Annotated in this window: 10 protein-coding genes and 1 pseudogene; 5 read left to right on the top strand and 6 right to left on the bottom strand. The window is 73.4% G+C overall.

The features are described from left to right. Together lanKC and wecB are read right to left on the bottom strand one after the other, a co-directional pair. On the bottom strand, positions 1–2101 hold a 2101-nt coding region (gene lanKC / locus BU198_RS17340), incomplete at its 3' end, for a class III lanthionine synthetase LanKC (protein WP_188297760.1). Between the two features lie 259 nt (positions 2102–2360). Continuing rightward, on the bottom strand, positions 2361–3578 hold the full coding sequence (gene wecB, locus BU198_RS17345; RefSeq protein ID WP_188297761.1) for a non-hydrolyzing UDP-N-acetylglucosamine 2-epimerase: 1218 nt from the start codon (positions 3576–3578) through the stop codon (positions 2361–2363). A gap of 418 nt (positions 3579–3996) precedes the next feature. Between wecB and BU198_RS17350 the strand changes: the two genes are divergently transcribed. From BU198_RS17350 to BU198_RS17370, 5 genes are all read left to right on the top strand, one after another. Beyond that, complete coding sequence (locus tag BU198_RS17350; RefSeq protein WP_188297762.1) at positions 3997–4194, top strand: hypothetical protein; 198 nt, start codon at positions 3997–3999, stop codon at positions 4192–4194. 61 nt (positions 4195–4255) lie between these two features. After that, complete coding sequence (locus tag BU198_RS17355) at positions 4256–4873, top strand: archaeosortase/exosortase family protein (protein ID WP_188297763.1); 618 nt, start codon at positions 4256–4258, stop codon at positions 4871–4873. Then, a complete protein-coding gene (locus tag BU198_RS17360; protein WP_188297764.1) occupies positions 4870–6255 on the top strand; it encodes a glycosyltransferase family 2 protein in 1386 nt (461 codons plus the stop codon). Before BU198_RS17355 ends, BU198_RS17360 begins: the two co-directional genes overlap by 4 nt. A gap of 155 nt (positions 6256–6410) precedes the next feature. Continuing rightward, positions 6411–7163, top strand: a complete 753-nt coding sequence (locus BU198_RS17365; RefSeq protein ID WP_188297765.1) for a choice-of-anchor P family protein — start codon at positions 6411–6413, stop codon at positions 7161–7163. A gap of 391 nt (positions 7164–7554) precedes the next feature. Beyond that, positions 7555–8037, top strand: coding sequence for a hypothetical protein (locus BU198_RS17370; RefSeq protein WP_188297769.1), 483 nt, complete (start codon positions 7555–7557; stop codon positions 8035–8037). Positions 8038–8138: 101 nt separating this feature from the next. Here the strand turns inward: BU198_RS17370 and BU198_RS17375 are convergent, their stop codons facing one another. The 4 genes and pseudogenes from BU198_RS17375 to BU198_RS17390 all read right to left on the bottom strand — a co-directional run. Continuing rightward, positions 8139–11429 carry an SdrD B-like domain-containing protein gene (locus BU198_RS17375; RefSeq protein WP_188297766.1) on the bottom strand — a complete coding sequence of 1097 codons (3291 nt, stop codon included), beginning with the start codon at positions 11427–11429 and terminating at the stop codon, positions 8139–8141. Positions 11430–11579: 150 nt separating this feature from the next. Further along, positions 11580–12134 (bottom strand): hypothetical protein, encoded by a 555-nt coding sequence (locus tag BU198_RS17380; protein ID WP_188297767.1) that lies wholly within the window; start codon positions 12132–12134, stop codon positions 11580–11582. Positions 12135–12324: 190 nt separating this feature from the next. Further along, positions 12325–14292 carry a molecular chaperone HtpG gene (gene htpG, locus BU198_RS17385; protein ID WP_188297768.1) on the bottom strand — a complete coding sequence of 656 codons (1968 nt, stop codon included), beginning with the start codon at positions 14290–14292 and terminating at the stop codon, positions 12325–12327. Continuing rightward, a pseudogene (locus BU198_RS17390) lies at positions 14285–15021 on the bottom strand (hypothetical protein); the annotation flags it as partial. The pseudogene BU198_RS17390 and the gene htpG, both read right to left, overlap by 8 nt.

Below are 15021 nucleotides of genomic sequence, written 5' to 3' on the forward strand. Positions count from 1 at the left end.
CGGCCGCCGCCAGCCAGCGCGGCTCGCCGGTGTGCTCGTGCAGCCGCAGGAACAGTGCGGCCTGGCCGGTCCAGCCGTCCAGCAGGCCGCGCAGCCGCGGCGCGCGCTCCTCCGCGGCCAGCTGGTGCCCGAGGGCCAGGGCCTGTTCGGCGAGCCGGTCCCGGCCGAGTGCGCCGGCCAGGTCGAGCAGCCCGAGCGCGATTCCGGCGCGTCCTGAGCCGAGCCCCGGATCGACCGGCGGTGCGGTGGCGAGCAGCCGGTCCACCAGGGTGCCGGCCTCCTCCAGGGCGCCGAGGCGGGCCAGTGTCCAGGCGATGCCGGTCAGCCCGTCGTACAGCCCGGTCGGCAGGTCAGGCGCCGCGTTCGTCCTGGTCAGCAGCCACTCGGTGTGCTCGGGCTGGACGGGACGGCCGCAGGCCCGCAGCACGTACAGCACGCCGGCCGCCCCGTGGGCGAGGCCCAGGCCGCCATGGCCGGGACCGAACTGGGCGACATCGCCGGGGAAGAGACGGTCCGTCCGCTCCGGGGTGGCCATCGCCAGGATGCCCTCGGCGAGCGAGTCCAGCACCGGGCGCCAGGCCGCGGTGTCGGTGGCCGGCTCCTGCGGCCAGGCCGGTGCCTGGCCGTGCCCGTCGTCGGCCCGGTGGCGCTCGGTGGCGCCCGGCGGCAGCGTCCCGCCGGCCGCCCGGTGCAGCGCCGCGGCGGTCTCGGCCCCGAAACCGGGCGGTACGGGGTAGCGCCGCTCGATCTCCCGGCCGGCCAGCTCGGCCTTGCCGGAGTCCAGTCCGAGCAGCTGGTTCACCGGCAGGAAGAGGTAGAGCCGCAGCGCGGCGAGCGCGTACGCGTCCACCGCGGTGCCGCGCCGGGCCCGGGACGAGACGAAGCCGGGCGTGCCCAGCGGGGGCGCGGTGCCGTCCTCGGCCGGGAAGGTGATCTCGAAGTCGACCAGCGCGCAGCGCCCGTCCGGCCTGACCAGAATGTTGTTGGGCTGGAGGTCGCCGAAGACCAGCCCGCGCCGGTGCAGCGTCGCCAGCATGCCGGAGACCTGGTCGACCACGTCGAGCGCCCAGGCGGTGTACTCGGCCAGTTCGGCCTCGTCCGGCTCGGGGCGGGCGAGCGGGCAGGTGCGGGTGAAGACCTCCTCCAGCCGCTCGCCCTCGATGTACTCCTCGACCAGGTAGTGGTGCTCCCAGACCTGCCGGTACTCGTACAGCGCGGGCACGAAGTCCAGCCCGTCCAGCGCCTCCAGTACCCGGCGTTCGCTGTGCAGCCGCTGCACCGCGTCCCGGCGGGCGGCGTCGAGCCCGGCGTGCGGGCGGGCCTCGCGCAGCACCACCTTGCGGCCGTCGCGCCGGTCGGTGGCCAGGTAGATCCCGCCGCCGTTGGAGAAGTGCAGCGCCTTGCTGACCTCGAACGGGAACTCGGCGTCGGAACCGGCCGCCTCGCGCTCGGCGTCGGCGGCCTGCTGGGCCGCGACGACCCCGGGTACCGGCACCCAGTCGGGCACCGCGAAGACCGTGCCGCGGGTGTCGGGGACGGGCTCGCCGTCGGGTCCGAGCATGGCCGGCACCCGCTCGCCGTGCTCGTCGGTGCAGTAGCGCTCGACGAACGAGCCGTAGCGCAGGTAGAGCGGGCCCTCCCCGTAGCGCAGGTCGCTCAGCACGTACGGTCCCTGGACGCCCTTGAGCAGGGTGGACAGGTCGTCGAGCACCCGGACCAGCCGGGCCTCGTCCTCGGGGTAGAGCGTGATCAGCTTGCCGCTGGAGCGGCGGTCGGCGTACTTGCTGTTCGCCGCGAGCACGGTGGCGGGGCTGCGCAGGAACTTCCAGGTCAGCTCGTGTTCCAGGCAGTACGCCAGGACCTGGTCGATCACCCGCCCGGCCTCGGCGATGGTGGCCGAGACGTGCACCTTCCAGCCCTGCTCGGGCAGGTGCGCCCCGGGCGGCCTCAGGTTGACCCAGCCGCCGTGCTCCTGGCGCCGCCAGCCCGGCGGGAGCGGGGCGGTGGCGGCGGCGAAGCGGTCGTCGGGGCGCTCGGCGCGGACCGGCTCGTCGTAGAACAGCGGGTCGGCGAGGCAGTGGCGCTCGTAGAGGTCGTCCATGCCGCCCGCCTCAGCCCGCGGTCCGCGGGCGGCGCCCGTCCGGGCCCGGTGCGGTGGCCGGCCGGGTGCCGGTTGTCGTCGTCATGGGAGCCCCCAGGGTGCAGTGGATCCCGCCGGACGCGGGCTGCGTCCGACCCTGCCAGCCGCTCCGCCCGGGGTCGACGGATCCGATCCGTCACCTTCCTGCCAGGGCGGCTCGCGGGCGGATCCGATCCGTCAGCTTCCTGCCGGGGCGGGGGAGGCCCGGCAGGTGGTGCGTTCAGCGCCGGGGGCGGGCCGCCGAGGCCGCGACCGGCGTGCGTCCGGGGCCGGGCAGCGGGGCGGCGGGCGGCTCGGGGAACCGCTCGGCCGGCGGCCCGGTGAACCGCTCGGCCGGTGGCCCGGAGGCGAGGTAGCGGCCGCGCACCGCGGCGACGATCTCGGCGCTGGCCTGCCCGGTGCCGTACGGGGAGGGGAGCCGGGCCAGCCGTTCGGTGGCGGCCTCGTCGGCGAGCAAGTCCCTTAGGGCGCGGGCGAGTTCGTGACCGGGACGGGCGAGGCGGGCGAAGCCGGCCTGGACTGCCTCGGGGCGTTCGGTGGAGTTGCGCACCACCACGAGCGGGCGTTTGAGCACCGTGCACTCCTCCTGCACCCCGCCGGAGTCCGACACCAGCAGGCGGCAGTGCCGGGCCAGCGCGAGGAAGCCGGCGTGGTCCAGCGGGTCGATCCGGCGCAGCCGTGCGATCGGGCCGCGCAGGCCGTGCGCCTCGACGGCGGCCCTGGTCCTGGGGTGCAGCGGCAGCAGCACCGGCAGGTCGAGGGCGGCGAGCTGGTCGAGGATCTGGGCGAGCCGCGCGGCGTCGTTGGTGTTCTCCGGGCGGTGGATGGTGGCGAGCACGTAGCCGCCCGGGGTGACGCCGTGTCCGGTCACGATGCGGTGGGCCTCGGCCTCGGCGGGCAGGGTCTCCAGGGTCGCCTCGACGACGGTGTTGCCGGTGATCACCACCCGTTCCGGGGGGATTCCCTCGCGCAGGAGGTGGGCCGCCGCGGTGGCGGTGGGCGCGCAGTGCAGGTCGGCGAGCGGGGCGATGAGGCGGCGGTTGGCCTCTTCGGGCATGTCGGGGTCGAAGGAGCGCAGGCCGGCCTCGACGTGGACGACGGGTATGCCGGCGCAGTGTGCCGCGAGCGCGCCGGCGGCGGCGGTGTTGGTGTCGCCCTGGACGACGACGGCGGCCGGCGGGCGGGCCGCGAGGTGGTCGCTCAGCCTGCTGACCATGTGGCCGATCTGCCGGCCGCGCGGCTCGCCGCCGACGCCCTTCAGCAGGTGGTGCGGGCGGGGCAGGCCGTACTGGGCGAAGAAGGTGGTGGTGAGGGCCGGGTCCCAGTGCTGGCCGCTCCAGACGATGCGGGCCTGCGGGCCCAGCAGGCGGGCCACTCCGGCGAGTTTGACGATCTCCGGCCGGGTTCCGAGGACCAGGGCGACATCGGTCGAGGACATGGCGCTCCGAAGGGGCGAGGGGTGGGGTGCTGCGGAAGTATCAGCAGACGATAGGGATTGTTTGGGGAGAAATATCCGCACATCGGACAAATGTCACCCGTGTGGCGCAATCTCGACCCATCCGGCCTCGATCGGGGCGTCCGTGCGGGCGTCCGCACGGGAGGCGGATCGCGCCTCCGGTCGTGTACGGAACGATGTGTCGGACCGTCAAGGCCGGTCGTCAGGCGTCCACTTGGCCGCCGTCTGTCGAGTGCCGGATACCGGCTCACCGGCGCCGCCGCGCGGCCGGTTACGGCAAACGGGTGATTTCCACCCGAATGGGCGCGCCGCACCTATCCGATCATCCGATCGGCCCAGCACCATACGGCTCCAGATCGCAAAGATCGGGACAACCCGGTCACAACGAGAGGAACCAGCCATGTACGGACCCATGGGCGGCGGCATCCCCCCGACAGCGGCGGGCGGTGGCGTCCTGGCCTCGACCGGTTCTCCCGGTCTCGGCATCGCGGCCGCGGTCGGCACCGCCCTGGTGCTGGTGGGAGTCGCCCTGCTGCGGCGCAGCCGCCTGGCCGCCGACCGGGACGAGCCGGGCGGCCGTCACCGCGACGACGCGTAGCCGCGCGCCGCCGCACCAGTCCGCCATCCGCCAACTCGCCCTTCCCCCAGGGAGTTTCCTCGTGACCGCAGACGTCCACCCACAACCCGCCCGCCCGCCGGGGCCGGCCCGGTCGCGGCTGTCGCAGCACGGCCGCGGTCCGCTCTCCGGCCGGCTGCTCGCCGGGGTGGCCGGGCCGCTGCTGCTGGGGCTGAGCGGATTCCTGGTCGTCGGCGAGCGCGCCTACCGCTTCCACGAGATGGCCGGGGCGAGGTGGCTGGTCGAGCACGGGCTCGGCCTGCGGACCCTGCTGCTGGAGGCCCCCGACGCGCCGGTGCTGTACGCCGGCGGCGAGGGCGGGCTCGGGCGCGGGATCGCGCTGACCACCGGATGCAGCAGCGCCCTGCTGATCGCCCCGCTGGCCCTGGTGGCCGGCGTCCTGCTGCTGTTCGGCACCCGCGGGCCGGGCAGGGTGCTGCTGGGCTTCGTCCTGGCGGCCGCCCTGGTCGTCGCCGCCAACCTGGGCCGGCTGACGCTGATCGTCGCCATGCAGCACCGCTACGGCGACGAGGGGTTCGGCTGGACGCACGTGCTGTTCGGCTCGGTGCTGATGATGGCCGCCGGCCTGATCGCCCTGCTGCTCTTCCTCTTCCTGATCACCCGAACGTCCACCCGCGACGCGGAGGCCGATGCGCCGTGACCCTGCTCGACCTGTCCGTCTCCCTCTCCTTCGTGCTGGGAGTCGGCTTCCTCGCCTACGTCGCGGTGATCGTGCGCAACTTCCTGCGGGCCCGCCCGGACGCCCCCGGCGACCCGAGCCGGTTCGACTGGCACTTCCTCATACCCTGCCGGGACGAGGAGGCCGTGATCGGCACCACCCTGGACTACCTCGCCCGGCACTTCCCCCGGGCCCACGTCTGGGTCGTCGACGACCACTCCGAGGACCGCACCGCCGAGGTGGTGCGGGCCAGGGCGGACGAGGGACGGCCCGTCCACCTGGTCACCCGGCGGCTGCCGCAGGCCCGCACCGGCAAGGGCGACGCCCTGAACTCCGGCTACCGGGCCCTCGAAGCCCGGCTGCCGGAGGGCACCGACGCCGACCGGGTCGTCTTGATCGTCCTGGACGCCGACGGGCGGCCCTCGCCGGGGATGCTGGACTGCTTCGCCGGAGCGTCCTTCTTCGGCGACCCGGCCATCGGCGCCGTCCAGGCCGAGGTCCGGATGTCCAACCGCGACGTGGCCGTGCCGCTGCCCCACCGCGGACGCCTCGCCAACCGGTTCGCCCGGCTGCTGGCCAGGCTCCAGGACATCGAGTTCCGCGGACCGATCTCCGCGATCCAGATCACCCGCCGGCTCACCGGGACCGTCAACGTGGGCGGCAACGGCCAGGCCAACCGGCTCAGCGCGCTGCGCTCGATCGACCCGGGCGGCGGCGAGCCGTGGGGCCGCGCGCTGCTGGAGGACTTCGAGCTCGGGCTGCGGATGATGCTGGCGGGCTGGCGCAACGGCTACACCACGACCGCCTGGGTGGACCAGGAAGCCCTGTGGAAAGTCCGGCAGTTGATCACCCAGCGGGTCCGCTGGGCGCAGGGCTCGATGCAGTGCGCGCCGTACCTGCGCCGGGTCTGGCGGTCCCGCGAGTTCAGCACGATGGGCTTCCTGGAAGTCCTCTACTTCATGGTCCAGCCCTGGCTCCAGGTCGTCGGCCTGGTGGTCTACACCGTGCCGATCGCCGCCTTCGCGTACAACGCGGTCTTCTACCCGCGGTTCGTGCTCGCCTTCCTGGGCCAGGGCGGCGCGGTGCTGATCGCGCTCTACCTGCTCCTCGGGGTCGCCGAGTTCGCCCTCTGGGGGCCGCTGTACCGGCGCCGCAGCGAACCGGGGCTCAGCCGCCGGGCCGCGCTCGGCTACGGCCTCGCCCTCGCGGTGTACGCCGCGACCACCTACCTCGTCGCGGTCCGCGCCTTCTGGCGGATCGTGCGGGGCAAGGGCTCCTGGCAGAAGACGGCCCGCACCGCCGCGCCGCTGCCGGCGCCCGCGGCCCAGGAGATCGCCCCCGCCCAGGAGATCGCCACCGCCTGAGGCACCACCGCCCGAGGCACCGAGACTTCTCCCTGGCCGGTGAGGCCGCGCCCGGAGCCAACGCCGCGGCCGGTCAGCGGAGTCGACGCACCACCCCTTCCTGCCCCACGGCGGACGATCCGTTCCGCCGTGCGACACGTCCGAAAGGCCAACCCGTGAGAACTCGTACCCGCAACCGCGTCCTCGCCGGCACCGCGCTCGCCGTCGGAGCCCTGACCGTGGCCTCCCCGGCGTACGCCGCACTTCCCGCCCCCGTGGCCGACGCCTACGTGGTCTCCACGCAGGCGCTGGGCGGGATGGTCGCCGTCGCGCCCTCGCCCCACTCGGCCTACCCGTCCGGCGGCACCCAGACCCTGGTCGGCCTCAACGTCGGTCCGGTCGCCACCACTTCGGTGCTCACCGCGACCACCGCGGGCAACCCCGCCGACGGCACCGCGTCGGCCTCGGCGACGGTCGACAAGCTCGGGCTCGACCTCGGCGTCGCCTCGGTCTCGCTGACCGGCGTCAACTCGACCTGCACCGCCACCCCCGCCGGGGCCACCGGCAGCGGACTGATCGCGGGCGGGTCGATCACCGTCGGCATCATCCCGACCAACCTCCAGGCCAACGCCCCCGCCAACACCAGGATCGACATCCCGCTCGTCGGCTCGATCGTCCTCAACGAGCAGACCACCGACGCCAACGGCGCGCTGACCGTCAACGCCGTCCACATCACCCTGCTGCCGGCGCTGAACGGCGCCAACCTGGTCATCGGCCACGCCGAGTGCGGCGGGGCCGAGCCCGCGGCGGCGGTCCCGATGATCAACGCGTCCGTCGCGGGGGCGGGCGGCGGCGCGGTGGTCGCCGGCATCCTGGCCACCGTCTACGTCCGCCGCCGCAACGCCAGGACCGCCGCGACGGGCGCCTGACGGAGGGAGGGTGGCCGGCCCCCGGGCCCGGCCTGGCAGCGGGTCTGACGGCGGGTCTGACGGCGGGCCGGACGAGGGGCCGGCCACCCTCCGCGTGGCGCCGCCGTCAACCCGGCACTCCGTGGGCAACTCCTTCGCGTGAAGCCGCTGTCGGCCGGCGGGCCGGGCCCCAGGACCCGGCCCGCCGCCACCACGCCGCCCCGGCCCGCCCGGGGCGGCCCTTCCGCACCCCCGCCCCGGGACCCTGCCGGGCGGAACGGCCTGACCCTGTGCGATCGGTCGCCTACCCTACGAACGGACCGGCCGCACCGGCCGTGGCCGCTCTAGGAGGAGTCCCGTGTCGTCCTGCGACCCCCAACACGCTCCCGTCGGCGACGTGAGCGCCGCGCTCATGGTGATCGACTCCCGGCTCAAGGCCGTCTACGACGGCAAGAGCGGGACGGACCCCGAGCACCAGCGGATGGTCGACCAGCTCACCGCGTCCTTCGGCCCCGCGCAGGCCAAGGCGCTGCTGGACGGCGCCTGCACGCTCGTCTACATGTACATGAACTGGCTGCGCTCGGCCTTCGAGCAGCACGAGGAGGACGTGGTCGAGCACGTGGTGCCCAGTCTGGTGGCCACCATGCGGATGATGCCGAGGACCTTCCGCCCCGAGGTGATCCCGATGATGGCCGGCCTGCTGATCGCCGCCGGCACCGGGCTGAGCCCCACCCTGTGGCGCGCCCAGTACGGGCAGTGGACCGAGGCGGAGATGAACCCGCTGGAGGCCATGGCCGTCCTGCTCGCCGAGTACATCAACCGGATCTCCGGCAACGGCAACGACTTCGCCACCAAGCTGGTCACCGAGGCCCTGTCCAAGCTGGACCAGGACTGAGCCGTCCGACGTCACACTCCCGGGGTTCGCCCCGGACGCGCCGGTGGCGCCGCCCTCGGTGGGGCGGCGCCACTGGTGTCCTGCGGGTGTGCGGTCGGGCGTCAGCTGTGCCGGCCCGGCCTGCGGTAGGCGACGAAGCAGAGGGTGCCGCCGCCGAGGAGGGCGATGGCCCCGAGCGCCGCGATCAGGGTGTCGGGGGAGGAACTGCCGGTGTGCGGCAGCTCGCCGCTCTCCGACGGCCTCGGGGTGTGCGGGTGGGTGTGGGTGTGGGTCGGGGTGGCCGTGGGGCTGGGGGAGACGGTCGGGGACGGCGACGGCGACGAACTCGGGCTCGGGCTCGGCGAGGGGGTCGGCGACGGGGACGCCGTCGAGCTGGGCGAGGGCGACGGGGACGGCGACGGCGAGGGCGACGGGGACGGCGAGGTGGTCTGGAGGACCACCCCCATGTCGAGGTCGAGGTCGCGCTGTCCGCTGCTCAGGGTGACGGTCTGGGTGATGCCGGTGGCCGGGTCGGCGTCCGAGTCCTTGGCCGGGTCGGTGCCGGCGTGCCGCGTGGTGACCTTGGCGCCCGGGGGCAGCGTGGTCAGGTCGAACTGCACCGCGTAGCTGCCGTCGGGCAGGTTGTCGAACAGGTAGTGGCCGCCGGCGTCCGTCACCGTGGTGACCGGCTTGCCGTCCTTGTCCCGTACGGCCTGGCCGGTGCCGTCCAGCAGCGTCACCTTGACCCCGGCGATCCCGGTGTCACCGGGCTTCTGGACACCGGAGCCGTCCTTGTCGATCCAGACGAAGTCGCCCAGCGCGTTGTCGGAGGGCGTGACGCGCTTGACCGCGACGCCGACCTTGGCGGGCTCGGCCGGCAGCAGCTGGCGGCCCTCGTTGTCGACGGCGGTGAACGCGAAGCTGTTCCAGGCGTAGTCCCCCTCCGGCGCGTCGTAGGAGGCGACCATCGGCCAGGTCAGGGTGAAGGACTCGCCGGAGGCCATGGTGCCGGGGCGGCGGATGCGGAACCAGGTGGCCGTCCCCGGGCCGGGGAAGGTGCTGCTCCAGACCGCCGCGCTGTTGCAGCCGGTGCGGTCGACCAGGAGCGGGTCCACGCAGGGGTTGGGGTCGGTGGTGTACTCGATCACCACGGTCGGGTCGCTGCTGGTGATCGGCTGGGTCAGCGAAGGGGTCCAGGCGCTGCCGCGCGGGGCGTCCTGGGTGAGCACGTAGTTGTCGCCGGGGGTGGGGAGCCTGTCGTACGCGAGGAAGTCGGTGACCGGGTCGGGGGAGTCGTTGCGCACGGTCATCCGGTAGGAGATGCCGCCGCCCGGGGTGGTGGTGCCGATGCTGACGTAGTCGGAGTCCAGGTCGCCCTTGACCTCCTTGAAGGACCGCAGCACCGCCGGGACGTCCACCCGGATGTCGGACGAGGCGTGGCACAGCAGCTCGGTGGTGTTGCCGTTGCCGTTGAGGTCGAGCACGTCCGGGGTGCTGCCGGTGTCGGAGCCGGAGAACATGCAGGCGACCGGGGCGGTGGGCTGGTCCACGGTGACGTAGACGTCGTTGGTCAGGTCACCGGACCGGATGCTGCTCGCCACCTGGACGTCGAAGAGCATCCGGTAGGCCAGCGGGTCGTGCAGGTACGTCGAGTCGGGTGTGCCGGCCGGCCACTCCATCCGGAGGATCTGCCGGCCGTCCGGGCCCGGCGTCACGGTGATCGACGATGGGGCCTTGGCGTCCGGGTAGTTGGGGTCGGGCCGGGCCGAGCCGTCGATGTAGACCACGCCGGCCGGCAGCACGTCGAAGAGCACCAGCGGGCGGTCCAGGTCACGGGCGCTGCGGTTGTACGGGATGACCTGGAAGGTGGCCTTGCCGCCGGGGGCGGACAGCTCGCCGGCGACGGTGGTCTTGGCCGCGCCGAGGTTGGTGGCCTGGGTGATGGTGGTCTGGGCGCAGGCGTTGGCGGAGGCGTTGTTGGTGCCGTCGGTGGCGGTGGTGTCCACGCAGTTGGTCAGCGGGGCGGGAGCCTGGCGCCCGTCGTGGCCCGGGGTGGCGACCTGGGTGACCAGCTGGACCGCGTTGCCCGGGCTCCAGCCGGTGGGGATCGGACCGTTCCAGGTGAACCTGAGGCCGTCCAGCCAGCGCCCGGCCGGGATGCCCAGCACGTCGTTCGCCGGGTCGCCCGCGCCCTGTTCGAAGGTGAGCCGGCGGGCGCCCGAGCCGTTGAACGGGGTGCCGGGGGTGAAGGTGAGCCAGGTCGGGTCACCGTCGAGGCGGTACTGGAGGGTCAGCAGGATGCTGGTCGGGTTCCACGGCTCCAGCTGGAGGGACTGCGGGAAGATCCAGTTGTAGATGCCGTCGGTGCTGCCCGCGCCGGGGTCGGTGATGGTCAGGCTGGTGGCCGGGCCGGAGGTGTTGGTGGCCGACAGGCTGAAGGAGTTGAGGTCGCCGTTGGTGGTGGTGTCGCGCCAGGTCTTGCTGGCGGTCACCTGCACGCCGGTGACCGGCGGCTGGAACTGGCCGGTGGTGGCGTTCGCGGAGTCGAGCGTGCGCTCGGGGTCCGGGCCGATCGGGTCGCCGAGCAGGTCCACGGTGTTCTGGGAGGTCGTCCCGTTCGGGAAGGCGGCCTCCGGGTAGTTGACGACCAGCGCGCCGGGGGTACGGCAGCCGCCGCGCCCGTTGCCGGAGACGAACGGGCCGATGTCGTAGCCCCAGGTGTTGGGCCCCGGCGCCACCTGTGTCCAGCCGGGCGAGCGGCCGGTGTCCACCACCGCGCCGGGCGGCAGGGTGTCGAACAGGCGGCTGGTGTCCAGGTCGACGTTGGGCACGTTGTCGGTGGAGCAGGCGCTGAACTGGTAGGTGACGGTGCGTCCGTCGCTGCTGGAGGTCTGGACGCCCTTGGTCACCGTGTACTGCGGCTGCACCTGGGCGGTGGTGTTCGCGGTGGCGGTCTGCGAGGTCTCGCCGGTGGCCGACATGGTGGCCGAGTTGGTGGAGGTGGCGCCGTTCGGGGTGGTGAAGTTCGGGTACTTCATCGTCACCGTGATGGTGGCGGTGGTGCCCGGGCTCAGGTTCTTCAGCCTGATGTCCATGGTGCCGCCCATCGAGCCGGCGGCGGGCACGGTGGAGGCGGCCTCGTCCACCGAGGACGGGTCCGGCGTCCAGCCGACGAACTGCATGTTCGCGGGCAGCGTGTCGAGGATCTGCCCGCCCGTGCACTCGGTGATCGAGCAGGTGTAGCGGAGCGTGTAGGTGACGTTCTCCCCCGGGGAGACGGTTGCCTTGTCGACGCTCTTGGTGAAGGAGATCGCGGCCTGGGCCGGTGGTGCGAGCACGCTGCTGCTCAGCAGCGAGCCCGCCACCAGTGCCAGGACGGAGGCGATCCGTCCGGTCCGGTATGGAATACGCATGGTGCGCAGTCCAGCCGATCGCCCCGCCGGGCCGGCCGGCGACACGAGGGCCGGTGACGGTGATTCACCTGCCCAGCGGTCGCCCGCTCGGCGGCACCCCGGGTGTCGCCGGACCGCAGGGGGAGCCGTGCCGCCGGGGGAGCCCGACCGTCAGGGAAGCATCACGCCGGTCTCCCTGGCCAGGGCGTCCAGGCCGTACCTGGTCACGTGCTCGACGTTCTCCAGGTCGATGGTGCGGACGCCCTCGGAGGCGAGCCGCTCGTTGATCTCGTCCAGGTGGCGCTGGACGACCTGCTTCTCCGCCTCGGTGGTACGGCCCTTGTGCGGCCGTCCGGCGTGTTCCAGGCTGGCGTAGTCGACGCGCTCCCGGCCGCCGGGGCCCACCGTCCCCGGCATGGCGGCGCGCTCGGCCGGCCGGGCGCCGCGCAGCACCTCGGCCATCGGCGCGGCCGAGGCCAGCCGGTCGAACGCCCCGGCCTCCATCACCACCGTCTGCGGCCGCTCCCGGTCCGGGTGGTGCAGCTCGATCGTGACCAGGTCGAGCGCCAGCTCCCGGACCTCGCCCAACTCCCCGGCCAGCGCGTCGATCTCGACCGGCCCCTCGGTCAGGTCGGGGTGCTGGAGCACCACCACCCGCACCAGGTCCCGGTCGCTCTCCACGTGCTCGCCGGTCAGGTCCGAGAACCGGATGATCTTCTGGCCCATGTCTTCCCTCTCCTGCCCCTGTGATCAGCCGAGAGCCTACGCCCGGATGATCACCACCACGGACGCGGCCGGCCGGCCCGGGGAATCCCCCGGACGCGGCCGGCCTTCCGGTGCGTCGGTGCGGTGTCCCGGCCCGCTCGGGCTCAGTACCGCGTCCTGATCCCGGGCCTCTCCCCGGCCGTCCCTTCGGTCACAGCGCCCTGGCCAGCCGCTCGGTGAGCAGCCGGGTGAAGCGGGCCGGATCGGGCAGCTCGCCGCCCTCGGCGAGCAACGCGCCGCCGTGGACCAGCTCGGCGATCTCCGCCAGCGCCGGATCGGCGGGGTCGGCATCGTGCGCCGTGCGCAGCGAGACGACCAGCGGGTGCGCCGGGTTGAGCTCCAGGATCCGCTTGACCGGCGGCACCTGCTGACCCATCGCCCGGTACATCTTCTCCAGGGTCGGGGTCATGTCCTGGGCGTCGCCGACCACGCAGGCCGCCGAGGTGGTCAGCCGCGAGGACAGCCGGACCTGCTTGACCTGATCGGACAGGGCCGTCGTCAGCCACGTCAGCAGGGCGGCGAAGTCCTGTTCGCGCTGCGCCCGTTCGGCGTCGGCCTGCCCGTCCCCCTCGGCCGGCTCGTCGAGGTCGACCTGGCCCTTGGCGATGGACTGGAGGCGGTGGCCGTCGAAGCCGGGGACCCGCTCGACCCAGACCTCGTCGACGGGGTCGGTGAGGATCAGCACCTCGTACCCCTTGGCGCGGAAGGCCTCCAGGTGCGGGGAGTTCTCCACCGTGGCCCGGGTCTCGCCGGTCAGGTAGTAGATCGCGTCCTGGCTGTCCTTCATCCGCTCGACGTACCCGCGGAGGGTGGTGGTCCGCTCCGGGTCGTGGGTGGAGTCGGCCGACACCAGCTCCAGCAGGGCCTCGGTGTTGTCGGTGTCCTCGATCAGGCCCTCCTTCAGCGCGCGGCCGAACTGGGACCAGAACGTCGTGTAGGCCTCGGCGTCGTCGCGCTGCATCTCCTTGACCGCGCCGAGGACCTTCTTGACCAGGCGCCGGCGCACCGCGCGGATCTGCCGGTCGTGCTGGAGGATCTCGCGGGAGATGTTCAGCGACAGGTCGTGGGTGTCCACCACGCCCTTGACGAAGCGCAGGTAGTCGGGCATCAGCGCTTCGCAGTCGTCCATGATGAACACCCGCTTGACGTACAGCTGCACGCCGCGCTTCGTCTCGCGGGAGAACAGGTCGAACGGCGCCTGCGCGGGGACGAACAGCAGCGCCTCGTACTCGAAGGTGCCCTCGGCGCGCATGTGGACGGTCTTGGCCGGGGGCTGCCAGTCGTGGCTGATCTGCCGGTAGAACTCGTGGTACTCGGCCTCGGTCACCTCGGCGCGGGGGCGGGCCCAGAGCGCCTTCATCGAGTTGATCGTCTCCACCTCGGGGGTGGGGATGCCCTCGGCGTCGGCGTCGGCGTTCTCGGCGTCGGTGTTGCCGGCATCGGTGGTTCCGGTGCCGGTGTTCTCGGTGGCCATCCGGATCGGCCAGCGGATGAAGTCCGAGTACTGCTTGACGATCTGGCGGATCTTCCACCCGGCGAGGTAGTCGGCCAGGCCGTCCTCGCCGTCGGCGGGCTTGAGGTGCAGGGTGACGGAGGTGCCCGTCGGCAGCCCCTCGACCTCCCGGAGCTCGTAGGTGCCCTCACCGTCGGACTCCCACTGGGTGCCGGACTCGGCGCCGGCCCGCCGGGTGCGCAGGGTGACCTTGTCGGCCACCATGAACGCCGAGTAGAAGCCGACGCCGAACTGGCCGATCAGGCTCTGCGCCGCCGCGGCGTCCTGGGCGCCCTTGAGCTTCTCCAGCAGGCCGGCGGTGCCGGACTTGGCGATCGTGCCGATCAGGTCCACGATCTCGTCCCGGCTCATGCCGATCCCGTTGTCGCGGACGGTCAGCGTGCGGGCGTCCCGGTCGACGTCCAGCGCGATGTGCAGGTCCGAGGTGTCGGCCCCGACGTCGGAGTCGGTGAGCGACTCCAGGCGGAGTTTGTCCAGGGCGTCGGAGGAGTTCGAGATCAGCTCGCGCAGGAAGATGTCCTTGTTCGAGTAGATCGAGTGGATCACCAACCGGAGCAACTGACGGGTCTCGGCCTGGAATTCCAGCGTCTCGACACTGCTACCCACTCTGGGGCTTCCTTTCTGCCCGAAGGGAACGGGGGGTACGGATGGGCCTGGGCCCGGTCGGCTCGTCGCCGGTAACGGCATCGTAGATCCTTCCGCCCTCCTTCCTGCCCGCCTTCGCCGGTTCCGTCCCGGCAGCGGCAGTGGAGGCCGCGGCGGCCAGGCGGTCGACCTCGGCCCAGGCGTCGAGGTGGGGACCGCCCACGTGGTGGCCCGGGTGCCGGGGGCGGGCCGCGTCGGGCGGTCCTGGCAGGAAGGCGGGGGAGGCGCCGCGGTGGAGGTACCAGGAGCCGAGGCGTTCCAGGGCGGCGAGGCGTTCGGCGGTGCCGGTCTCGACGGAGCGGCGTTCGGCGGCGTAGAGGCGCAGGAGGCCGTCGAGCCGGTAGCGGTCGGGCGCCTCGTGGGTGAGCAGGTGGGCGCCGGCCAGCCGGTCGAGGACGGGGCGGACGGCGGTGGCCGGGGCGCCGGCCAGCACGGCGGCGGCGTCGGCGCCGATGCCGACGGCGGGGAGCAGGGTGAGCAGCCGGAGCAGGGCCCGGGCCTCGGCGGGCTGCGAGCGGTAGGAGAGGTCGAAGGCGGCTCGGACCGCCGAGGTGGCATCGCCCTCGATCTGGAGGGCGCTCAACCGGTGCTCCGCGTCCAGGAGTTCGGCGGCGTGGTCGGTGAGGCTGCGGTCCGGGGAGGCGGCGAGCCGGCTCGCCGTGACGGCCAGGGCGAGGGGCAGCCGGCCGC

Origin of the sequence: Streptomyces sp. CBMA156 (genome assembly GCF_014596515.1) — a bacterium.
GTDB lineage: Bacteria > Actinomycetota > Actinomycetes > Streptomycetales > Streptomycetaceae > Kitasatospora.